At 70.8% G+C, this 20,762-nt stretch carries 19 protein-coding genes; 4 read left to right on the top strand and 15 right to left on the bottom strand.

Annotation, left to right across the window (positions count from 1 at the left end):
• Nucleotides 1–62: 62 nt before the first annotated feature.
• Nucleotides 63–497, top strand: a complete 435-nt coding sequence (locus OG878_RS26645; RefSeq protein WP_328889117.1) for a Fur family transcriptional regulator — start codon at nt 63–65, stop codon at nt 495–497.
• A gap of 84 nt (nt 498–581) precedes the next feature.
• Here OG878_RS26645 and OG878_RS26640 read toward each other — a convergent pair whose 3' ends face one another.
• The 4 genes from OG878_RS26640 to leuA all read right to left on the bottom strand — a co-directional run bounded on the left by OG878_RS26640 (nt 582) and on the right by leuA (nt 5,311).
• A complete protein-coding gene (locus tag OG878_RS26640) occupies nt 582–1,409 on the bottom strand; it encodes an isoprenyl transferase (protein WP_328889116.1) in 828 nt (275 codons plus the stop codon).
• An 81-nt stretch (nt 1,410–1,490) separates the two neighbouring features.
• Entirely contained in the window at nt 1,491–2,237 is a 747-nt protein-coding gene (gene recO, locus OG878_RS26635) for a DNA repair protein RecO (RefSeq protein ID WP_328889115.1), read from the bottom strand.
• A 400-nt stretch (nt 2,238–2,637) separates the two neighbouring features.
• On the bottom strand, nt 2,638–3,342 hold the full coding sequence (locus OG878_RS26630) for a TerB family tellurite resistance protein (protein WP_328889114.1): 705 nt from the start codon (nt 3,340–3,342) through the stop codon (nt 2,638–2,640).
• A 181-nt stretch (nt 3,343–3,523) separates the two neighbouring features.
• The gene (gene leuA / locus OG878_RS26625; RefSeq protein WP_328889113.1) at nt 3,524–5,311 is read right to left on the bottom strand and encodes a 2-isopropylmalate synthase; all 1,788 of its coding nucleotides are present in this window, start codon (nt 5,309–5,311) and stop codon (nt 3,524–3,526) included.
• Between the two features lie 293 nt (nt 5,312–5,604).
• Between leuA and OG878_RS26620 the strand changes: the two genes are divergently transcribed.
• Both OG878_RS26620 and OG878_RS26615 read left to right on the top strand, forming a co-directional pair.
• On the top strand, nt 5,605–6,678 hold the full coding sequence (locus OG878_RS26620; protein ID WP_328889112.1) for a M4 family metallopeptidase: 1,074 nt from the start codon (nt 5,605–5,607) through the stop codon (nt 6,676–6,678).
• A 51-nt stretch (nt 6,679–6,729) separates the two neighbouring features.
• On the top strand, nt 6,730–6,996 hold the full coding sequence (locus tag OG878_RS26615) for a protealysin inhibitor emfourin (protein WP_328889111.1): 267 nt from the start codon (nt 6,730–6,732) through the stop codon (nt 6,994–6,996).
• Nucleotides 6,997–7,176: 180 nt separating this feature from the next.
• Here the strand turns inward: OG878_RS26615 and era are convergent, their stop codons facing one another.
• The 7 genes from era to OG878_RS26580 all read right to left on the bottom strand — a co-directional run bounded on the left by era (nt 7,177) and on the right by OG878_RS26580 (nt 13,369).
• A complete protein-coding gene (gene era / locus OG878_RS26610; RefSeq protein ID WP_328889110.1) occupies nt 7,177–8,151 on the bottom strand; it encodes a GTPase Era in 975 nt (324 codons plus the stop codon).
• A gap of 149 nt (nt 8,152–8,300) precedes the next feature.
• A complete protein-coding gene (locus OG878_RS26605; RefSeq protein ID WP_328889109.1) occupies nt 8,301–8,654 on the bottom strand; it encodes a cytidine deaminase in 354 nt (117 codons plus the stop codon).
• A 256-nt stretch (nt 8,655–8,910) separates the two neighbouring features.
• Entirely contained in the window at nt 8,911–9,264 is a 354-nt protein-coding gene (locus OG878_RS26600; protein ID WP_328889108.1) for an MmcQ/YjbR family DNA-binding protein, read from the bottom strand.
• Complete coding sequence (locus OG878_RS26595) at nt 9,261–10,571, bottom strand: hemolysin family protein (protein ID WP_328889107.1); 1,311 nt, start codon at nt 10,569–10,571, stop codon at nt 9,261–9,263. The genes OG878_RS26600 and OG878_RS26595 overlap by 4 nt, the downstream gene beginning before the upstream one ends.
• Nucleotides 10,568–11,065, bottom strand: a complete 498-nt coding sequence (gene ybeY, locus OG878_RS26590; protein ID WP_328889106.1) for an rRNA maturation RNase YbeY — start codon at nt 11,063–11,065, stop codon at nt 10,568–10,570. Before ybeY ends, OG878_RS26595 begins: the two co-directional genes overlap by 4 nt.
• A 12-nt stretch (nt 11,066–11,077) precedes the next feature.
• Nucleotides 11,078–12,094 carry a PhoH family protein gene (locus OG878_RS26585; RefSeq protein WP_328889105.1) on the bottom strand — a complete coding sequence of 339 codons (1,017 nt, stop codon included), beginning with the start codon at nt 12,092–12,094 and terminating at the stop codon, nt 11,078–11,080.
• Nucleotides 12,095–12,265: 171 nt separating this feature from the next.
• Entirely contained in the window at nt 12,266–13,369 is a 1,104-nt protein-coding gene (locus tag OG878_RS26580) for a carbohydrate kinase family protein (protein WP_328889104.1), read from the bottom strand.
• Nucleotides 13,370–13,698: 329 nt separating this feature from the next.
• On the opposite strand from OG878_RS26580, the gene OG878_RS26575 reads away from it, so the two are divergent.
• Nucleotides 13,699–15,057 carry an MFS transporter gene (locus tag OG878_RS26575; protein ID WP_328889103.1) on the top strand — a complete coding sequence of 453 codons (1,359 nt, stop codon included), beginning with the start codon at nt 13,699–13,701 and terminating at the stop codon, nt 15,055–15,057.
• On the opposite strand, the gene OG878_RS26570 is transcribed toward OG878_RS26575, so the two are convergent.
• From OG878_RS26570 to OG878_RS26555, 4 genes are all read right to left on the bottom strand, one after another.
• Nucleotides 15,021–16,013: an adenosine deaminase gene (locus OG878_RS26570; RefSeq protein WP_328891388.1), complete on the bottom strand. Its 993-nt coding sequence runs from the start codon at nt 16,011–16,013 to the stop codon at nt 15,021–15,023. The two genes, OG878_RS26575 and OG878_RS26570, sit on opposite strands and share 37 nt — an antisense overlap.
• Nucleotides 16,014–16,042: 29 nt before the next feature.
• On the bottom strand, nt 16,043–16,957 hold the full coding sequence (locus OG878_RS26565; protein WP_328889102.1) for a ribonuclease Z: 915 nt from the start codon (nt 16,955–16,957) through the stop codon (nt 16,043–16,045).
• 14 nt (nt 16,958–16,971) lie between these two features.
• Nucleotides 16,972–17,331, bottom strand: a complete 360-nt coding sequence (locus OG878_RS26560) for a histidine triad nucleotide-binding protein (protein ID WP_328889101.1) — start codon at nt 17,329–17,331, stop codon at nt 16,972–16,974.
• Between the two features lie 121 nt (nt 17,332–17,452).
• Nucleotides 17,453–20,704, bottom strand: coding sequence for a S41 family peptidase (locus tag OG878_RS26555; RefSeq protein ID WP_328889100.1), 3,252 nt, complete (start codon nt 20,702–20,704; stop codon nt 17,453–17,455).
• Nucleotides 20,705–20,762 lie beyond the last annotated feature (58 nt).

The raw sequence follows: 20,762 nt of genomic DNA, 5'->3' as shown, positions 1-20,762 counted from the left end.
CGGCGCCGGGGCGGGCTGGCACAATGGCGCGACACATGTACGGGCGACATGAGGAGGCACCTGTGGCGACGGCGCCGATCAGTGGAACGAACGCATCCCCGGTACGCGGCCGGTCGACCCGGCAGCGCGCCGCGGTGGCGGCGGCGCTCGACGAGGTGGACGAGTTCCGGAGCGCCCAGGAGCTGCACGACGTACTCAAGCACCGCGGTGACTCGGTCGGGCTGACCACCGTCTACCGCACCCTGCAGTCACTCGCCGACGCGGGCGAGGTCGACGTCCTGCGCACCACCGACGGGGAGTCCGTGTACCGGCGCTGCTCGACCGGCGAGCACCACCACCATCTGGTGTGCCGGGTCTGCGGCAAGGCCGTCGAGGTCGAGGGCCCGGCCGTGGAGCAGTGGGCGACGACGATCGCCTCGCAGCACGGCTTCGTGAATGTGGCGCACACGGTCGAGATCTTCGGTACGTGCGCGGAGTGCGCGACGGCGGCGGGCTGACCCTGCGCGGGCTCCGCCGCCGGCCCTGCTCCTCGACGCCGGCGGTCCGGAACCGGCGCGAGGAGCAGTGACATCACCGGCGGATCAGGCCGTCGGTTCCGTGTTTCCCGTCGCTTCCACCGCACCGCCGAACCGTCGGTCGCGCTGGGCGTACTCCAGGCAGGCCCGCCACAGGTCGCGGCGGTCGAAGTCCGGCCACAGCACGTCCTGGAAGACCATCTCGGCGTACGCGCTCTGCCAGATCAGGTAGTTGGAGGTGCGCTGTTCGCCACTGGGGCGGACGAAGAGGTCGACGTCGGGCATGTCCGGGTAGTAGATGTACTTCGCGAAGGTCTTCTCGTTGACCTTCGCGGGGTCCAGCCTTCCGGCCGCAACGTCCTCGGCGATGCGCTGCGCCGCGTCGGCGATCTCGGCCCGGCCGCCGTAGTTGACGCAGAAGTACAGCGTCATCTTGTCGTTGTCCTTCGTCTGCTCCTGGGCGACCTGGAGCTCCTGGACGACGGACTTCCACAGCTTCGGCATCCGGCCCACCCAGCGGATGCGGATGCCCAGTTCGTCCATCTCGTCGCGGCGGCGGCGGATGACGTCCCGGTTGAAGTTCATCAGGAACTTCACTTCTTCCGGCGAGCGCTTCCAGTTCTCGGTGGAGAAGGCGTACAGCGAGAGGTTCTTGACGCCCATCTCGATGCAGCCCTTGAGCACGTCCATGACGACGCCCTCGCCGACCTTGTGGCCCTCGGTGCGCGGGAGGCCGCGCTCCTTGGCCCAGCGGCCGTTGCCGTCCATCACGACGGCGACGTGCTTGGGCACCAGCTCGCCGGGGATCTTCGGCGGCGTGGCACCGGACGGGTGCGGCTCGGGGGTCTTGTAGTCGCGCCGGTTACGGCCACCGAGGATCCCGCGTACTGCCATGAGCTGTCTCGTCTCCCTGTGCGTGCTGTGCCTGTGCGTGTGGTGCCTGTGCGTGCTGAGCGAGCCTGTGCCGTGCCGTTGCTACTTCTCCACGTATCGCAGCGAGCGCAGTCCGCGCTCCAGATGCCAGTGCAGATAGGCGGACACCAGCCCGCTCGCCTCCCTGACATGCCGTGCCTCGCACGCGTCCGCCGTCTCCCAGTCACCGGTGAGCAGCGCGCTCAGCAGGCCGACGGCCTCAGCCGAGGGTACGACGCTGCCGGGCACCCGGCAGTCGCCGCATATGATGCCGCCCGCCGCCATGGAGAAGAAACGGTTCGGTCCGGGCATTCCGCACTTCGCGCAGTCCTCGAAACTGGGTGCGTAGCCGTTGACGGCGAGGGAACGCAGCAGAAAGGCGTCGAGGATCAGGTGCGGCGCGTGCTCCCCGCGGGCCAGGGTGCGCAGCCCGCCGACGAGCAGCAGATACTGCTGGACCGCGGGCTCGCCCTCGTGGTCGGTGAAGCGCTCGGCGGTCTCCAGCATCGCGGTGCCCGCGGTGTACCGGGCGTAGTCGGCCACGATGCCGCCGCCGTACGGCGCGATCGTCTCGCTCTGGGTGCAGAGCGGCAGCCCGCGGCCGATCAGCTCGCTGCCGCGGGCGAAGAACTGCACGTCCACATGGGAGAACGGTTCGAGGCGGGCGCCGAACTTCGACTTCGTGCGCCGTACACCGCGTGCGACGGCCCGTACCCGGCCGTGGCCGCGGGTCAGGATCGTGATGATCCGGTCGGCCTCGCCCAGTTTCTGCGTGCGCAGCACCACGCCGTCGTCCCGGAACAAGCTCATGCGTCCATTCTCCTGTACGCGGCCACCGCGGCGGGCCCGCCCCCGAAGACCGTTCGGTTCGGGTTCCGCCCGCCGGTACCGCGAGCCCCGGCCCGTACGCCTCGATGACCGGCTGCGCCCGGTCCCGGGCACCCGGCTCGCCCATGGTCCTGCGCCGGCCCGCGGCACCGCTGCGGGGCGGCGCAGGGCGGTCCGGACCGTCTCTCGGACCGGGAGCGGGGTGTGGCTGCCGCGGCGGCCGTGGCAGCCTTCCTGTCCGGCCGCCCGGGGCAGCCACACGCCTGAGGCCACCCGGTCACGGCCGGGTGCCGCCGTGGTGCGTCACGGCTTCCATCACGGGCGCCCGGGCCACGGGGAGCAGCCGCTCACACCGGCGCGCCGGGCCGCCGCGAGCAGTCGCTCAGGACGGCATGCGCGCCGCCGCGGCGAGCAGCCGGGCCGTGTCGCCCGCGCAGAGCTGGAGCGCCGCACCGACCGTCGTCAGCACCTCGCGCTCGGCCTGGCTGTACGGCCCGTCGGCGAGCGCGATCCTGGCGCCCTGCAGCAGGATCGATTCACGTCCGGTGGACGCCAGATGCGGGGCGAGGGGTTCCAGCGCCTCGTGGAGTTCGATGGCGAGCGCGGCACCGCACGCCTCGGCCGCGGCGTCGAAGGCGGAGCCGTGCCCGATGTCGGCGGCGAGGACCTCGACGACGGTGGAGAGCTGGTCCTCCGTGCAGTCGTCGAACCCGGCGCCGCGCACGGTGGCCACCGCGGTCTCCAGCACCGTGCGGGAGGTGGCGCCACCGGCGGCGAGGACGCCGAGCGTGACGGTGTGGACGGCGTCCCGGAGCATCGCCGAGAAGCGGGTGGTGGTGGGGTGGTCGAGCGCGTCGGTGTCGAAGTGGGTCCGGCAGGCGGCACATTCCACGACGGGCCCCACGGTGCCGCGGCGCAGCACCGGCACGCCGAGCACGGCGAAACGGCGACGGCCGGTGAGACGGCGGTAGTTGCGGTCGCCGCCGCAGCCGGGGCAGAAGAACTCGCCGTCGGCGACGGTGTCCCAAACGGTGCGGATGCCGCAGATACGCAGCTTTGTGGCGCGTTGTCCCAGGGCTGACCGCACGTCGTACACCTCCGTAACGCTCCGGCAACATTGCCGTGTTGACGTGATGTTAACCACAGTCGTGATGTCACGTCAGCACCTCGATCGTCACAACCGCCCGGAGATGGCCGAACCCCGCCCCCCATGAGCCGGGGGACGGGGTTCGTCGATCATGTGACACTGCGCCCTGACGGGCGTCCGGTCAGCGGGTCGCGCGGTTGACCGCGGAGACGACCGCCTTCAGCGAGGCCCGGGTGGTGTTGGCGTCGATGCCGATGCCCCACAGGACCTTTCCGTCGATCGCGCACTCGATGTACGAGGCGGCCTGGGCGCTGGCACCCTCACTCATCGTGTGCTCGGTGTAGTCCAGCAGACGGGCGTCAATGCCGATGGCCTGCAGCGCTTCGAAGAACGCGGAGATCGGACCGTTGCCGGTACCGGACAGCACGGTCTCCGCGCCGTCCACGGTCGCGTCGACGGTGATCGTGTCCCGGCCGTCGGAATCGGTCGTCGTCTGACCCGAGCGGATCTGTACGCGGCCCCAGGCGTTCTCCGGGTTGGGCAGGTACTCGTCCTGGAACGTGGACCAGATCTGGGTCGGCGTGACCTCGCCGCCTTCGGCATCGGTCTTGGCCTGAATGATCCGGGAGAACTCGATCTGCATCCGGCGCGGCAGGTCCAGCTTGTGGTCGTTCTTCAGGACGTAGGCGATTCCGCCCTTGCCGGACTGCGAGTTGACCCGGATGACGGCCTCGTACGAGCGGCCGACGTCCTTCGGGTCGATCGGCAGGTACGGCACCGCCCACTCGATCTCGTCGACGGTCTTGCCCTGGGCGGCCGCGTCGGCCTCCATGGCGTCGAAGCCCTTCTTGATGGCGTCCTGGTGGGAGCCGGAGAAGGCGGTGTAGACCAGGTCGCCCGCGTAGGGGTGGCGCGGGTGGACCTCCATCTGGTTGCAGTACTCACTGGTGCGGCGGATCTCGTCGATCTGCGAGAAGTCGATCTGAGGGTCGACGCCCTGCGAGAACAGGTTCATGCCCAGAGTCACCAGGTCGACGTTGCCGGTGCGCTCGCCCTGGCCGAACAGGCAGCCCTCGATCCGGTCGGCGCCGGCCATGATCGCCAGCTCGGCGGCGGCGACGGCGGTGCCGCGGTCGTTGTGCGGGTGTACCGACAGGCAGACGTACTCGCGGCGCGACAGGTTGCGCGACATCCACTCGAACCGGTCCGCATGCGTGGACGGCGTCGAACGCTCCACGGTGGCGGGCAGGTTGAGAATGATCTCGCGGCCCTCCTCGGGCTGCCAGACGTCACATACCGCCTCGCAGACCTCCAGGGCGAAGTCCAGCTCGGTGTCGGTGAAGATCTCCGGGCTGTACTGGTAGCCGAAGATCGTCTCGTCGCCCAGGATCTTCTCCGCGTACTCCATCACCAGGCGGGTGCCGTCCACCGCGATCTGCTTGACCTCCTCCCGCGAACCGCGGAAGACCACGCGGCGGAAGGTGGGGGCGGTGGCGTTGTACAGGTGCACGGTGGCGCGGTGGGCGCCGCGCAGCGACTCGACGGTCCGCTCGATCAGTTCCTCGCGGGCCTGGGTGAGGACGGAGATCGTCACGTCCTCGGGGATCGCGCCCTCTTCGATGATGGAACGGACGAACGCGAAGTCGGTCTCGCCGGAGGACGGGAAACCGACCTCGATCTCCTTGTAGCCCATGCGTACCAGCAGGTCGAACATCTCGCGCTTGCGGGCCGGCGACATCGGGTCGATCAGTGCCTGGTTGCCGTCGCGCAGATCGGTGGACAGCCAGCGGGGTGCCACGGTGATCCGGTTGTCCGGCCAGGTGCGGTCGGGGATCTCGACGGCCTCGTAGCGGCCGTACTTGTGGATCGGCATCCCGGACGGCTTCTGCATCGCGGTGGCGTTGGTGATCGGCGTGGGGCGGCCGACGGAGTTCTCAGCGGCGATCCGAGCGGGATTCACGGCGGTCATGACGTAGGGCTCCTCGGGGTCCAGCAACGGGACGGCCGACTGTGTCGCTGCAACGCCAGACTCCGCGGGGAGGGGGTCGGCCTACGACTACAGGCCCTCGCCGCGGCAGCTAAGAAGAAGCAGCCCGAAACGCATGATGCGATGAGACTAACCGAGAGGCGCCTGGGACGTCGGTCCGTATCAGTATGCGGGACCGAAGACCGGTAACGGGTAAAGAGTGATCAATCACTCCATTTCGTCAATCCTGCTGCCAGCCAGTGACATGACGGTGACGCAATGCCACAGTCGAACCCATGCAGCCTCGACCTCAGCACGGGTTCCGTCCCGTCTTCTGCACGATCGTGCCGCCCCATGTTCTCGACAAGCTGTCGCAGTCCGACGACCCCGATCTCGCCGGTCCGGCCCGCCGCACACTGGAGGGCGACGCCGCGCGGCGCACGCGCCGCCAGATGACCACCCTCGTCCCGTCCGTGCGCACCGTGCCCGTGGGGACGGAGTCCGACAAGCCCGAGCGCACGCTGTACGACTGCCGGAACGGCACGCAGCTGCCGGGCTTCAAGGTCCGCTCCGAGGGAGAGCAGCCGACGCAGGACGCGAGCGTCAACCGCGCGTACGCGGGGCTCGGCGCCACCTTCGAACTGTTGCTCAAGGCATACGACCGTCGTTCGATCGACGGCAACGGACTGCCGCTGATCGGCTCCGTGCACTACGACGAGAAGTACAACAACGCCTTCTTCGACGGCCAGCAGATGGTCTTCGGCGACGGGGACGGCGAGATCTTTCTCGACTTCACCGTCGCCATCGACGTGATCGCCCACGAACTGACACACGGGCTGACCCAGTACACGGCCAACCTGAGCTACTTCGGCCAGTCCGGCGCGCTCAACGAGTCCATGTCGGACGTCTTCGGCTCCCTGGTCAAGCAGTACTCGCTGGGCCAGGCCGCCGACCAGGCGGACTGGCTGATCGGCGCCGGACTGCTGGCCCCCCGGGTACAGGGCGAGGCGCTGCGCTCGATGAAGGCACCGGGAACGGCGTACGACGACGATGTGCTCGGCAAGGACCCGCAGCCCGCGTCGATGGAGGACTACATCCACACCACCGAGGACAACGGCGGTGTACACCTCAACTCCGGCATCCCGAACCGCGCCTTCTACCTGCTGGCCGCGGCGCTCGGCGGCAACGCGTGGGAGCGGGCGGGCCAGCTCTGGTTCGACGTGCTCACGGGCGACAGGCTGGCCGGGGACGCGGACTTCTCGGACTTCGCCCGCCTGACGGTCGAGGCGGCCAGGGACCGCTACGGCGAGGGCGACGAACGGGAAGCGGTCCGGAAGGCATGGTCGGAGGTCGGCGTGCCGTCCGCGTAGGCCCCTTGCGGCCTCGGCCGTAGGCTGCGTACCCCCGGCGGAGGAGGAACCATGCGGATCCAGGTACGTCGCACCGGCGGATTCGCCGGCATCGCACGCCACTGCGAGATCGACACCGCGGGCCGGGCCGACGCGGCCGAGTGGGAGGCCCTGGCCCACGCGGCGCTCGCGGACGGCCGGGCCACCGCGCCGACCGGGGTGCCGGACGGCTTCCAGTACCGGATCACGGTCGGTGACCGCACGGTCCACTGCGCGGATCCGCACCTGACCGACGCCCAGCGCGCCCTGATCTCACGCGTCCTCAAGGAGGGCGCGTGAGACGGGTGCACGACTGAACGGGCCAGTGGCGTCCGGATCAGAGAGACGCCGGATCAGAACCCGAGCTTGCGCACTGCTTGGGGGCCCGTCCACACGGCCGCCCTCGCACCCCTCGGCCCCAGGGGCCTCAGCGGCTTCGGGCAGCTGCGCCGGCCTCCGGCCACCGGACCGTGGCAGCGCTCAGAACCCGAGTTTGCGCAACTGCTTGGGGTCGCGCTGCCAGTCCTTGGCGACCTTCACATGCAGGTCCAGGAAGACCGGCGTACCGAGCAGCGCCTCGATGTGCTTGCGCGACTTCGTGCCGACCTCCTTCAGCCGCTTGCCCTTCGGGCCGATGATGATGCCCTTCTGGCTGGGCCGCTCGATGTAGACGTTCGCGTGGATGTCGAGCAGCGGCTTGTCCGCGGGCCGGTCCTCGCGCGGCAGCATCTCCTCGACGACGACCGCGATGGAGTGCGGCAGCTCGTCGCGTACGCCTTCGAGCGCGGCCTCACGGATCAGCTCCGCGACCATGACCATCTCGGGCTCGTCGGTGAGGTCGCCCTCCGGGTAGAGCGGAGGGCTCTCCGGCAGCAGCGGGGCGATCAGATCGGCGAGCAGGTCGACCTGCTCGTCCTTCACGGCGGAGACCGGAATGATCTCGGCCCACTCGAAGCCGAGCTCCTCGCCGAGGCGGGAGACGGCGAGCAGCTGTTCGGCGAGCTGCTTCGAGTCGACCAGGTCGGTCTTGGTGATGATCGCGATCTTCGGGGTCTTCTTGATGCCCGCGAGTTCCTTGGCGATGAACTTGTCGCCGGGACCCAGCTTCTGGTCGGCGGGCAGGCAGAAGCCGATGACGTCGACCTCGGCCCAGGTGGTGCGGACGATGTCGTTGAGCCGCTCGCCCAGCAGGGTGCGCGGCTTGTGGAGACCTGGGGTGTCGACCAGGATCAGCTGCGCGTCTTCGCGGTGCACGATGCCACGCACCGTGTGCCGGGTGGTCTGGGGCCGGTTGGAGGTGATTGCCACCTTCTGGCCGACCAGAGCGTTCGTAAGGGTGGACTTGCCCGCGTTGGGGCGGCCCACGAAGCAGGCGAAGCCGGCCCGGTGGGGGGCGTTGTTCTCAGCCTGCTGCGCAGCAGCTTCTGGGTTCGGTCGAGCGCTCATGGCGCCCATTGTCCCCGATCCCGGGGCCCCCGCCGCACAGCGGGCCGCCGGGACGGCTCGCCGGGCGTCGTCCCGGGCCGCACGGGCACGGCTCCGGCGGGCACGAATCCACGGATGTGCACGGTGCACGGGAGGGGGCCTCACCCTCCCGCCCGATGTCAGCCGGCCGTCACGCTGACCCGTAGCACACCGTCCGGCCCGGCCAGCAGCACCGGGGTGGCCGGCCCGCCCAGGTCCCGTACCGCCGCCCGGTCCGCATCCGACGGGGTCTCGGCCTCGGAGACGATCGCCGCCGCCTCCAGAGAGGTGGCACCGCTGGCCACCGCCATCGCAACGGCGGTCTGCAGGGCGCTGAGCTTCAGCGACTCCAGCTGAACGGTGCCCGCGACATACGTACGTCCGGTCTCGTCCCGCACGGCCGCACCCTCCGGCACACCGTTGCGGGCGCGGGCGCTGCGCGCCAGGGTGACGATCTTGCGGTCCTCGGGGCCGAGGTCGGTGCTCTCAGTCATGTGCCGAGCATACGAACCGGCCGGACGGGAAGGGCACGCGGGCGGTCCCCGGCCCTGACGCAGCCCGCCCGGCACCTGCCGACCGGGGCCGTGCCCCGACCCGCTCACGCCCGACGCCCGGGGCACGACGGGGCCCCGCCCGGCGATCGAACACCGGGGTCCGGGGACGAGCCCCGAGAATCCTGCCCGTCCGGCGTGTGAGGACCACGAGGGTCCGCGACCCGGCCCCGGTTCCGGGACGGGGCGGGCAGGGCAGCTACCCCCGGTCCAGCCGCAGCCGCTCCGTCCGCGGCAACCCCGCCACCACCAGGTCGTACGAGTCCTCGATCAGCTCCCGCAGCACCCGCCCCGGCACCCCGGACACCGTCACCGTGTTCCAGTGCCGCTTGTTCATGTGCCAGCCCGGCACGATCGCCGTGTACTCCTCCCGCAACCGCACCGCGTCATCCGGATCGCACTTCAGATTGACCGTCAGCGGCCGCGCATCCAGCGCGCTCAGGGCGAACATCTTGCCGAGCACCTTGAACACCGAGGCCTCCGGTCCGAACGGAAACTCCTCGACGCTCGCGTTGAAGTCCAGACAGAACGCCCTCAGCTCCTGGGGAGTCACTCCGTCTTCGCCCCCTCCGGCCCCTGGGGCTCCCGCGGTTCCTCCGGCTCCACCAGCACCGTGACGATCTTGTTCCGGCGTCCCGCCGGAGACTCCGCGGTGAGCCGCAGCCGGCGTCCGTCGGGAAGGTCCACGACCGCTGACGCCCCGGCGATCGGTACCCGTCCCAGCGACTTCGCGAGCAGCCCGCCGACCGTTTCCACGTCCTCGTCGTCGTACTCGTCGAAGCCGAACAGCTCCCCGAGGTCGCCGATGTCGAGTCGGGCGGTCACCCGGAAGCAGCCGTTCTCCAGCTCCTGCACGGGCGGCAGTTCGCGGTCGTACTCGTCGGTGATCTCACCGACGATCTCCTCCAGGATGTCCTCGATCGTGACGATCCCCGCCGTACCGCCGTACTCGTCGATGACGACGGCGACATGGCTTCGGTCCTGCTGCATCTCGCGCAGCAGATCTCCGGCGTTCTTCGTGTCCGGCACGAACGCCGCCGGCCGCATCGCCGTGGACACCAGATCCGCTTCCGACTCCCGGTTGATGTGCGTCTTGCGGACGAGGTCCTTCAGGTAGACGATCCCGACGATGTCGTCCTCGTTCTCCCCGGTGACCGGGATCCGCGAGAACCCCGAGCGCAGGGCCAGGGTCAGGGCCTGCCGGATCGTCTTGTACCGCTCGATGCAGACCAGGTCCGTCCGCGGCACCATCACCTCGCGTACGAGCGTGTCGCCGAGCTCGAAGACGGAGTGCACCATGCGCCGTTCATCGTCCTCGATCAGCGACTCCTGCTCGGCGAGGTCGACCATCGCCCGCAGTTCGGCCTCGCTCGCGAACGGGCCCTTGCGGAACCCCTTGCCGGGTGTGAGTGCGTTGCCCAGCAGGATCAGCAGCTGCGGGATCGGGCCCATGATCCTGGCCAGCGGCAGCAGCACGTACGCCGCCGCCGTCGCCGTGTTCAGCGGGTGCTGCCGGCCGATGGTCCTCGGCGAGACCCCGATGGCGACGTACGAGACGAGGACCATCACGCCCATCGCGACGGCCAGCGCCTCCCAGGTCTCCGGGAACTCCTGCAGGCAGGCGTATGTGACGAGCACCCCCGCCGCCATCTCGCAGGCGACCCGCACCAGCAGGGCGACGTTGAGATAGCGGGTCGGGTCCGCCGCGACCTGCTCCAGCTTGTCGCTGCCACGCCGCCCGGACCGGACCGCCTCGGCGGCCCGGAAGCTCGACGTCCGGGCGATGCCCGCCTCGGCGCACGCCGCCAGCCAGCCGACGACGATCAGCAGGCCGGCTCCGGTGATGAGGGCGACGCTCACGACACGGTCGGGGCGGGCGACGGACCGGTCAGGCCGTGTTCGGCGCGCCAGCCGTCGACGATCGCCGCCTGGAGACCGAACATCTCGGCCTTCTCGTCCGGCTCCTCGTGGTCGTACCCCAGCAGGTGCAGCACGCCGTGGACGGTGAGGAGCTGGAGCTCCTCGTCCATGGAGTGCTGCGTCGGCGCGTCCTCGCCCTGCTTCTTCGCCACCTCCGGGCAGAGCACGATGTCGCCGAGGAGCCCCTGAGGGGGCTCCTCGTCGTCCTTGGCCGGCGGACGCAGCTCGTCCATCGGGAAGGACATGACATCCGTGGGACCCGGCAGGTCCATCCACTGGATGTGGAGCTGCTCCATGGCGTCGGCGTCCACCACGATCACCGAGAGTTCGGAGAGCGGGTGGATCCGCATCCGCGCGAGCGCATAGCGGGCGATGTCGAGGATCGCCTGCTCGTCGACCTCGGTTCCGGACTCGTTGTTGACGTCGATCGACATGGTGCGCTGCGACTACTTCCCGTTGTGGCTGTCTCGGTTGTCGTACTTCTCGTACGCGTCGACGATACGGCCGACCAGCTTGTGCCGGACGACATCCTGGGAGGTGAGCCGGGAGAAGTGCACGTCCTGGACGCCCTCGAGGATGTCCTGGACCTGACGCAGACCGCTCTTCGTCCCGTTCGGCAGGTCGACCTGGGTGACGTCACCGGTGACGACGATCTTCGAGTCGAAGCCGAGGCGGGTCAGGAACATCTTCATCTGCTCGGCGCTGGTGTTCTGCGCCTCGTCGAGGATGATGAACGCGTCATTGAGCGTGCGGCCACGCATGTAGGCCAGCGGCGCCACCTCGATCGTGCCCGCCGCCATCAGCCGCGGGATCGAGTCGGGGTCGAGCATGTCGTGCAGCGCGTCGTAGAGCGGCCGCAGGTACGGGTCGATCTTGTCGAAGAGCGTGCCGGGCAGGAAGCCGAGCCGCTCGCCGGCCTCGACGGCGGGCCTGGTCAGAATGATGCGGTTGACCTGCTTGGACTGCAGGGCCTGGACCGCCTTCGCCATGGCGAGATACGTCTTGCCGGTGCCCGCGGGTCCGATGCCGAAGACGATCGTGTGCTTGTCGATGGCGTCGACGTACCGCTTCTGGTTGAGCGTCTTGGGGCGGATCGTGCGGCCGCGGCTGGAGAGGATGTTCTGGGTGAGCACCTCGGCGGGGGTCTCGCCCTGCGGCTCCCCCTGACCGTTGCCGCTCGCCCGGAGCATGGCGATCGAGCGTTCCACTGCGTCCTCCGTCATCGGCTGCCCGGTGCGGAGCACGAGCATCATCTCGTCGAACAAGCGCTGGATCAGAGCGACATCGGCTGCGGCGCCCGTAGCCCTGATCTCGTTGCCCCGGACATGGATATCGGCCGCCGGGAACGCCGTTTCGATCACGCGCAACAGCGAGTCGCCCGATCCCAGGAGCATCACCATGGGGTGTGCGGCAGGGATCCTGATCTGGGCACTGGCCTGCGGCTGTGTGGGTGTCTGAGTCATGGGCCGGCCTTCAGGCCTGCACATACCTCCCGTTGCAGGGTTCTCGCTGCTCGACAACCTCTGGATTACCAAGCGTACGACTCCGCACCGACAACACCGAGAGCTTTTTCGCACGCACGTACACCACTGCGCGCGTACGCCCGACCCGCCCGACGCCCATCCGTCCGGCTGTCACGCCGGGCGGCGGAAGCCGATCGTCGGTACGGCCCGGCGCAGCGGCCAGGGCCGGGCGGCCGCGGGCAGCAGGCTCTCCAGGAACGCGTACCGCTGCAGCGCCGCCGGTTCCTGGCTGTCGCAGGTGCGCACCTGCTGCCACCAGGCGGCGATCTCCGCCCAGCCCGGCGCCGAAAGGGACCCGCCGAACTCCTGGACGGACAGCGCCGCGGTCAGTCCGGCGAAGGCCAGCCGGTCGGCCAGCGGCCAGTCCGCCAGGGTCCCGGTGACGAATCCGGCGACGAAGACGTCACCCGCTCCGGTCGGATCGAGCGCCTCGACCTCGATCGCGGGCACCTCGGCGGTGACACCGGTGGCGGCGTCCACCGCGTACGCACCCTCAGCGCCGAGCGTGACGACAGCGAGCGGTACCCGTTCGGCCAGGGCGTGGGCGGCGGCGCGCGGGCAGTCGGTGCGGGTGTAGCGCATCGCCTCCTCCGCGTTGGGCAGGAAGGCCTGGCAGTGCTCCAGGTCGGGAAGCGCGTCCAGGTCCCAGCGGCCGGTCTCGTCCCAGCCGACGTCGGCGAAGATCCGGGCGCCGTGCCGGGCGGCGGTGGCGACCCACGGTTCGCTGCGGCCGGGGACCAGGGAGGCGATGGCCGCGCGAGCGCGCGGCGGACAGTGCGGGAAGGTCCGGTTCGCGGGGGTGGCGGGGGGCGGGGCCTCGTGCCCGTGCGAGACCATCGTCCGTTCGCCCTCGTACGCCATCGAGACGGTCACCGGCGAGTGCCAGCCCCGGACGGTGTGCGACATGGAGAGGTCGATGCCCTCGCCCTGTTCGAGGGCGTCCCAGCAGTACTCCCCGTAGTGGTCGTCGCCGAACGCCGCGGCGAGCGAGGTGTGCAGTCCGAGCCGGGCCAGTGCGGTGGCCATGTTGGCAACGCCGCCGGGGCTGGACCCCATGCCGCGCGCCCAGGACTCGGTACCGCGCACCGGGGCGCTGTCCAGGCCGGTGAAGACGATGTCGAGGAAGACCGTGCCGGTGAGGAACACATCGCAGTCGGGGTCCTGCGGGGCGCGCAGCCCGTCCAGTGGGTCGATGTCTGGAATGTCTGTGCTCACCTTGCACTCCCCGGTCGTGGCAGATCCGGCCAGTGTGCCCGATGTGCGTACGCATCCGGGGGGTTCGCGCCGCCGTGCCGGAAGGGCGTGCGCCGGGTCTGTGTGCAAGGGCGCTGACCTGCGTAAACATGCGCTTTTACCCGACCCATAAGCCTGTAAACGCATAAGTGACTCAGATCACACAGAGGCGCCTTTCGGTCAGCCGTGCGCACTTGATACAAATTGGCGCGCGAGCGCCGCCGTCGACGTCACCGACGTGTGCGCCGCCTCCCCCGCATTTTCCCTCGTCGCCCTCCCCTGCCTTCTTCGGCATGTCTTCAGGAACGCCCATGTCCTCGCGCCCTCGCGCCGCATGGCCCCTGGTCGCCGTGTTCACCGCCGGTTACCTCGCTGCCTATCTGCTCCCCACCCTCGTCGGCCGTCTCTCCACCCATCTGGGGCTCAGCCCGGCCCAGGCCGGCCTGGTCGGCAGTGCGCTGTTGCTGAGTTCGGCCACGGCCGGGTTCTCGCTGGCGGGCCGGGTCGAGGTGTACGGGCTGCGAGGACCGGCACGGATCGGGCTGGCCCTGGCCATCCTGGGGTACGGCTGCGCCGCGCTGGCGGGCTCCGTGCCGCTGGTCGTCCTGGGCGCGATGATCGGCGGTCTGGGCTCCGGTACGGCGACGGCGGTGGCCGCGGCCGGTATCGCCGCACAACGCGATCCGCACCGCACCTCGTCCCTGGGACTGCTCAGCGTCTCCGCGACCGCGGGCGCCCTCTACCTGACGATGCCGCACCTGGGCGGCGGTCACCGGCTGCCGTTCGCCTCGATCGCGCTGGTCGCCCTGCTCGTCTGGCCCGCCACCGCGCGGCTCGGCGGCTCGGCGCACACCGGTGCCGGCGCGCCCGCCTCCGGCCGGCTGCCGCACCGCCGCTCCGGTCTGGTGCTGGCGGGCGGCATGCTCGTCTGGTCCATGGCACAGAACGCGCTGTGGGGGGTCAGCAGCCGGATCGGGGTGGTCCAGGCCGGGCTCTCCGAGGTCACCGTCGGCGCGGTGTTCGCGGCCGCCCTCGGCGCCGCGCTGCTCGGCGTGATGGGCGCCGGGGTGCTGGGCGCACGGCTCGGCCGGGCCGTTCCGATCGGTCTCGGCACGGTGGTCATCGCGGCCAGCATCGTGCTCAGCTCGTCGGCGGACGGGCTCGGTTCGTTCGCCACCGGCGAGATCACGTGGAACACCGTCTACCCGGTGGTCCTGTCGTATCTGATCGGTCTGGCCGCGGCCCTGGACGTACGCGGACGCTGGGCGGTCCTTGCGGGCTCCGCGTCGTCCGTCGGCGTGGCCTGCGGCCCGGTCCTCGGCAGTGTGCTGTCCGAGCTGGCCGGCTATCCGGCGATGGGGCTGGTCCTGGGCGCCGTGACGCTGCTGGTCGCCGCCCCGGTCACGGCCGTCGCGCTGCACGCCGGTGGCCGTCCGCTGGTGCCCGGCTCGGTCCGCCGCCGCGGTGGCGCACCCGCGGCCCTGCTCGCCGCCACCACCGGCACGCTGCCCGGTGCGGTGCCGAAGCTGGGTGCGCCCGAACAGGCCGTCGCGGAGATCAGCATGCCCGCCCTGCGCCGCAGGCGCCTGGGCAGGAACGCGTTCCGGACGGCCGGTCCCTCGGGTGCGGGCGGTCAGTCGAACGCGTACGCCTCGACCTCGGACAGATAGCGCGCCCTGCGCTCCTCGTCGTGGTCGAGGAAGGCCGCCTCGAAGGAGTTCCTGGCCAGCGTGCGCAGCTGTTCGCGCTCCAGGCCGAGCGCCTCGTGGACGGCGTGGAAGGTGTCTCCGACGTATCCGCCGAAGTAGGCGGGGTCGTCGGAGTTCACCGTGCAGTGCAGTCCGGCGTCCAGCATGGCCCTCAGCGGATGCTGCTCCAGGGTGTCGACAGCGCGCAGCCGTACGTTGGACAGCGGGCAGAGGGTGAGCGGCACCCGCTCGGCGACGAGTCGCTTCACCAGCTGCGGATCCTCCATGCAGCGCAGCCCGTGGTCGATGCGTTCGACGCCGAGGACGTCGAGTGCCTCCCGGATGTACTCGGGCGGCCCCTCCTCGCCGGCGTGGGCGACCTTCCGCAACCCGAGTGCCGCGGCCGCCTCGTACACCTCGCGGAACTTCGCGGGCGGGTGCCCGACCTCCGCCGAGTCGAGACCCACGGCGCTGATCCGGTGCAGATACGGCTTGGCGGCGTCGAGGGTCTCCAGGGCCGATGCAGCGGACTGGTCGCGCAGGAAGCACATGATCAACTGGGTGGAGATGCCGTGCTCCTCCTCGCTGCGGTCGAGCGCCCGGCCGAGTCCTTCGACGACGGTGCCGATCGGGACGTCGCGGGCGGTGTGCGCCTGCGGGTCGAAGAAGATCTCCGCGTGGCGGACGCCCTGGGCGGCGGCGCGGGTGAGGTAGGCGTCGGCGAGCTGCTCGAAGTCGTCCTCGGTGCGCAGGACGGCCATCAGCGCGTAGTACAGGTCGAGGAAGGTCTGCAGATCGTCGAAGAGGTAGGCGGTGCGCAGCTCTTCGGTGTTCGCGTACGGCAGCTGCACGCCGTTGCGTGCGGCGAGGGCGAAGGCCAGCTCGGGTTCGAGGGTTCCTTCGATGTGGAGGTGGAGTTCGGCCTTGGGGATGTGCACGGTCTTCTCACTCACGGATGGTGGTGCGGTCACTGCTGTTGATGGCGGGTGGGGACGGGAACGCTTATCAGGTCCTGGGCGATGGTCAGTTCGCCCTCGAACCCGGCGGCGCGCGCCTGGTCCGCGAAGTCGTCCGGTTCCGCGTACCGCTGCGAGAAGTGCGTCAGTACGAGATGCCGTACGCCCGCGGCCCGGGCCACCCGGGCGGCCTGGCCCGCGGTGAGATGACCGTGGTCGGTGGCGAGCCGTTCGTCCTCGTCGAGGAAGGTCGACTCGATGACCAGCATGTCGCACCCCTCGGCCAGCGTGTACACGCCGTCGCAGATTCTCGTGTCCATGATGAACGCGAAGCGCTGTCCGCGCCTGCGCTCGGAGACCTCGTCGAGACCGACCCCTCGCAGCGAGCCCTCGCGCTGGATCCGTCCGACGTCCGGCCCGCTGATGCCGTGCTCGGCGAGCCTGGCGGGAAGCATGCGCTGCCGGTCGGGCTCGACGAGGCGGTAGCCGAACGACTCGACGGGGTGCGAGAGCTTGTGGGCGTACAGGGTGTACGCGTCCGTCTCGGCGATGATCCCGTCGGCGGCGACCGGGGCCTCGGCCAGCTCGACGGACTCGCGGTAGGCGGTCGCGTACCGCAGCCGCTCGAAGAAGTGCCGGCCGCTCGCCGGGTAGTGCGCGGTCACGGGGTGCGGGACCTGGTCGAGGTTGATCCGCTGGATCACGCCCGCCAGACCGAGGGAGTGGTCACCGTGGAAGTGCGTGACGCAGATCCGGTTGATGTCGTGCGCGGCGACGCCGGCCCGCAGCATCTGGCGCTGGGTGCCCTCGCCCGGGTCGAAGAGGATGCCCTCTCCGTCCCAGCGCAGCAGATAGCCGTTGTGGTTGCGGTGCCGGGTGGGCACCTGACTGGCGGTGCCGAGGACGACGAGTTCGCGTACGGACATGGTGCGGCAGCCCGTTATCCGGGGGGCCACTGCATCCCGCGGCCGCCCAGGACGTGGGCGTGCGCGTGGAAGACGGTCTGTCCGGCGCCGCTGCCGGTGTTGAAGACGACCCGGTATCCGGTGTCGGTGATCTTCTCGTCGGCGGCCACGTGCCCGGCCTCACGCAGTATGTCGGCGGCGATCTGCGGTTCGGCGGCGGCAAGGGTGGCGGCGTCCCGGTGGTGGACGCGGGGGATGACGAGAATGTGGGTGGGGGCCTGGGGGTTGATGTCGCGGAAGGCGACGGTCGTCTCGGTCTCGCGGACGATGGTTGCCGGGATGTCTCCCGAGACGATCTTGCAGAACAGGCAGTCGGACTGCGGTTCTCCCGCCATGGCCGGGCTCCTCGGTCGCGTGGTCGATCTTCTACACCGGCATGCTATCCGGCAGGGGTGCACGGTCGGCGAGGCTGTGGTGGGCGGGGCGGGCGCGCCGTCGGCGCCCCGCCCCGCCCACCTACTCCGGCAGCCCCGGTGCAGTCTTCGCCGGGGTCCGGGCCAGCTCCTCCAGCGCGATCCGGATCGCCGTGTCCAGCTGCGGATCACGCCCCGCCGCATGGTCCTGCGGCGCCGTCACGACCTCCACGTCCGGATCCACCCCGTGGTTCTCCACACCCCAGCCGTACCCCTCCAGCCAGAACGCGTACTTGGGCTGCGTGACCGACGTGCCGTCGACCAGCCGGTACCGGCTGTCGATGCCGACCACACCGCCCCAGGTCCGCGTACCGACCACCGGCCCGATCCCGAGCGCCTTGATCGCCGCGTTCACGATGTCGCCGTCCGAGCCGGAGAACTCGTTCGCCACGGCCACCACCGGTCCGCGCGGCGCGTCTCCGGGGTAGCTGTACGGCTGCATGCCGCGCGGCAGGTCCCAGCCGACGATGCGGCGCGCCAGCTTCTCCACCACCAGCTGCGACGTGTGGCCGCCGCGGTTCTCCCGTACGTCCACCAGCAGCCCCTCACGGGCCACTTCGACCCGCAGATCCCGGTGGAGCTGCGCCCAGCCGGAGCCGACCATGTCGGGGACGTGGAGGTAGCCGAGACGGCCGCCGGACTGCTCGTGCACGTACGCCCGCCGGTCCGCCACCCACGCGTGGTAGCGCAGCGCCTCCTCGTCCGCGGTCGGTACGACGACGACATGACGCAGGTTGCCGCCGTCCGCCGGTGCGACGGTCAGCTCGACCGGCTTCCCGGCCGAGCCGGTGAGCAGCGGGCCGGGCCCGGTGAGGGGGTCGATCTCCCGTCCGTCGACGGCGAGGATCGCGTCCCCGACGCGGACCGCGACGCCGGGCGCGGCGAGCGGCGAACGGGCCGCCGGGTCGGACGTCTCGGACGGCAGGATCCGGTCGATGCACCAATCACCTTCGTCCGTACGGGAGATGTCGGCCCCCAGCAGCCCCTGCCGGGTCGCGTCGTCGTGCCGGCCGCCCGGCGGCGTCACATACGCGTGCGAGGTGCCGAGCTCTCCCTGCACCTCCCAGAGCAGGTCGACGAGGTCGTCATGGGTGGCGACGCGCGCCAGCACCGGCCGGTAGCGGTCGAGGACCGCGTCCCAGTCGACGCCGCCCATGTCGGGCCGCCAGAAGTTGTCGCGCATGATGCGGCCGGCCTCGTCGTACATCTGGCGCCATTCGGCGGCAGGTTCGACGGTCCGGCGGATCCGGGAGAGGTCGACGGTGACGTTGGTGTCGCTGCCTCCGTCGTGGTCGTCGTCGGAGCCCGCCGAAACACGGCTGTCGGCGGGTACGACGCGCAGCTTGCCCCGGGTGTGCAGGACCAGCCGCCTGCCGTCCCCGCTGACGGCGAACCGGCTGACGTCGGAGGCGAGTTCCTCGCCGCGCAGCTTCTCCAGGTCGTACCGCTCCAGGACGGTCTCCGGCCCCCGGTCGTCCGGCGTCGCCGCTGCCGTACCGAGCACCCCGGTCACCGGGTGCCGCAGCCACAGCAGTCCGTCCTTCGCCGCGCGCAGCATGGAATAGCGGGCGGCTTCGACGGGCAGCGGCACGATCCGGTCGGCGAGCCCCTCGAGGTCGATACGGGTGACGGGCAGCGCGGTCGGGTTGTCCTGGTCGCCGTCGCCGGAGCCCTTCTCCTTCTCGGCCGGGCGGCCGTGGCGCTGCGGCCCGAACGGGGACGGTGTGGTGGCCGCGAGCGTCAGCAGGTGCGGGCGGCAGGCACCGACGAAGGCCAGGTCGAAGACGTGCGCGTCGTAGACCGGGTCGAAGGCCCGCTCGGAGAGGAAGGCGAGGTGCTTGCCGTCGACGGTGAACGCCGGGGCGTAGTCGCGGAAACGGAGCGGGGTGGCCTCGGCGACCGACAGATCGGCGAGGTGCGCGAGCTTGAGCTGGCGCAGCGGGTCGGGCCCGGGGTGCGACCAGGCGAGCCAGGCCGAGTCGGGCGAGAAGACGAGTCCGGAGGCGTCGCCGTGGCCGCTGCGGTCGACCTCGTGGACCTCGCCGCTCTCCTGCTCGACGATCATGATCCGGCCGTCGTGCGAGGCGACGGCGAACCGGCTGCCGTCGGGGGCCGCCGCCAGGTCGAGCACCCTGCCGAGCCGGCCGGCGGCGAGCCGGCGCGGTGCGGTGCCGGGCGCGGTCCCGGTGGCGGGTGCGCACTCCAGGGCGTCGTCGCCCTCCGCGTCGGTCACCCAGACGACGTACTGCTCGCCGTCGGCCTGGAAGGTACGGGGCAGCCTGGCCCGTACGCCGGGTTCGACGGCCAGCGCGCGGGCCGGGCCCTCGCGGTGGGTGACCCAGTGGACGGCGCCGCGCGTCCCGACGGCGCTGCCGCGGCCGGTACGGTCCGGGGACGCCGAGTCGAGGTGGCTCCCGGCGTGGACGGAGTGCGGCTGGAGGTCGGCGCGCTGGCCTCCGAGGCGGATGTCGAGGCGGCGCGGTGCGGCGCCTTCCAGGTCGTCGAGCAGCCACAGCTCACCGGCCGAGGCGTAGCCGACGCGGATGCCGTCGGTCGTGGCGTGGCGGGCGTAGAAGCCGTCGACTGCGGTGTGCCGGCGCAGGTCGGAGCCGTCGGGAAGCGAGGAGTACAGCGCGCCGACGCCTTCGTGGTCGGAGAGGAAGGCGAGCCGGTCGCCGACCCACATCGGGCATTCGATGTTGCCGTCGAGGTCCTCGTGGATCCGTACGAACTCCGCGGCGCCTTCCGGTCCCTGGCCTTCCCCGGGTGCCTGCTCGAGCCACAGCTTGCCCGCCGTGCCGCCGCGGTAGCGCTTCCAGGTGGCGGCCTCGCGCCCCATGGTGGCCGAGAGCAGCAGGATCCGTCCGGCGGGCCCGTACGCGAGGGACCCGACCGGTCCGTACGGCAGGGTCCGCGCGGGCCCGCCGTCGACCGGGACGGCCCGGGCCCAGCTGCGGCGCAGCGACACCTGTCCCTGGGTGCTGATGACCAGGACGTCGCCGTCGGGGGTCCAGCCGCGTACGGAGGTCCGGGCGTCCCCCCAGTACGTCAGCCGCTTCGAAGGTCCGCCGTCGACGGGTGCGAGGTGCACCTCGGGGGCGCCGTCCCGGGTGGACGTCCAGGCGACGTGAGCGCCGTCGGGCGATATGCGTGGCTGGCTGACGGGTCGGTTGTCGGCGCTGACCCGCCAGGCGCGGCCGCCGTCGAGCGGCGCCAGCCAGACATCGTCCTCGGCGGTGAAGGCGATCAACTCGCCCTGGACATGGGGGTACCGGAGATAGGCAGGCTGTGTCACATCGATCACCCTAGGCCCCGGTCACACTTCGGGGAACGGGGTTGGCCGGAGTCCGCCG

This window comes from Streptomyces sp. NBC_00316, assembly GCF_036158715.1.
In the GTDB taxonomy this organism is placed as follows: domain Bacteria; phylum Actinomycetota; class Actinomycetes; order Streptomycetales; family Streptomycetaceae; genus Streptomyces.
This window is presented reverse-complemented; position numbering and strand designations above follow the sequence as displayed.

What these genes read in the sequence shown, in the direction of transcription:
- recO (WP_328889115.1), bottom strand. Translation starts at nt 2,237, where the DNA reads ATGAGCTTGTTCCGGGACGACGGCGTGGTGCTGCGCACGCAGAAACTG.
- OG878_RS26585 (WP_328889105.1), bottom strand. Translation starts at nt 12,094, where the DNA reads ATGACTCAGACACCCACACAGCCGCAGGCCAGTGCCCAGATCAGGATC.
- OG878_RS26620 (WP_328889112.1), top strand. Translation starts at nt 5,605, where the DNA reads ATGCAGCCTCGACCTCAGCACGGGTTCCGTCCCGTCTTCTGCACGATC.
- era (WP_328889110.1), bottom strand. Translation starts at nt 8,151, where the DNA reads ATGGGCGCCATGAGCGCTCGACCGAACCCAGAAGCTGCTGCGCAGCAG.
- OG878_RS26560 (WP_328889101.1), bottom strand. Translation starts at nt 17,331, where the DNA reads ATGGCGGGAGAACCGCAGTCCGACTGCCTGTTCTGCAAGATCGTCTCG.
- OG878_RS26575 (WP_328889103.1), top strand. Translation starts at nt 13,699, where the DNA reads ATGTCCTCGCGCCCTCGCGCCGCATGGCCCCTGGTCGCCGTGTTCACC.
- ybeY (WP_328889106.1), bottom strand. Translation starts at nt 11,065, where the DNA reads ATGTCGATCGACGTCAACAACGAGTCCGGAACCGAGGTCGACGAGCAG.
- OG878_RS26615 (WP_328889111.1), top strand. Translation starts at nt 6,730, where the DNA reads ATGCGGATCCAGGTACGTCGCACCGGCGGATTCGCCGGCATCGCACGC.
- OG878_RS26640 (WP_328889116.1), bottom strand. Translation starts at nt 1,409, where the DNA reads ATGGCAGTACGCGGGATCCTCGGTGGCCGTAACCGGCGCGACTACAAG.
- OG878_RS26565 (WP_328889102.1), bottom strand. Translation starts at nt 16,957, where the DNA reads ATGTCCGTACGCGAACTCGTCGTCCTCGGCACCGCCAGTCAGGTGCCC.
- OG878_RS26605 (WP_328889109.1), bottom strand. Translation starts at nt 8,654, where the DNA reads ATGACTGAGAGCACCGACCTCGGCCCCGAGGACCGCAAGATCGTCACC.
- leuA (WP_328889113.1), bottom strand. Translation starts at nt 5,311, where the DNA reads ATGACCGCCGTGAATCCCGCTCGGATCGCCGCTGAGAACTCCGTCGGC.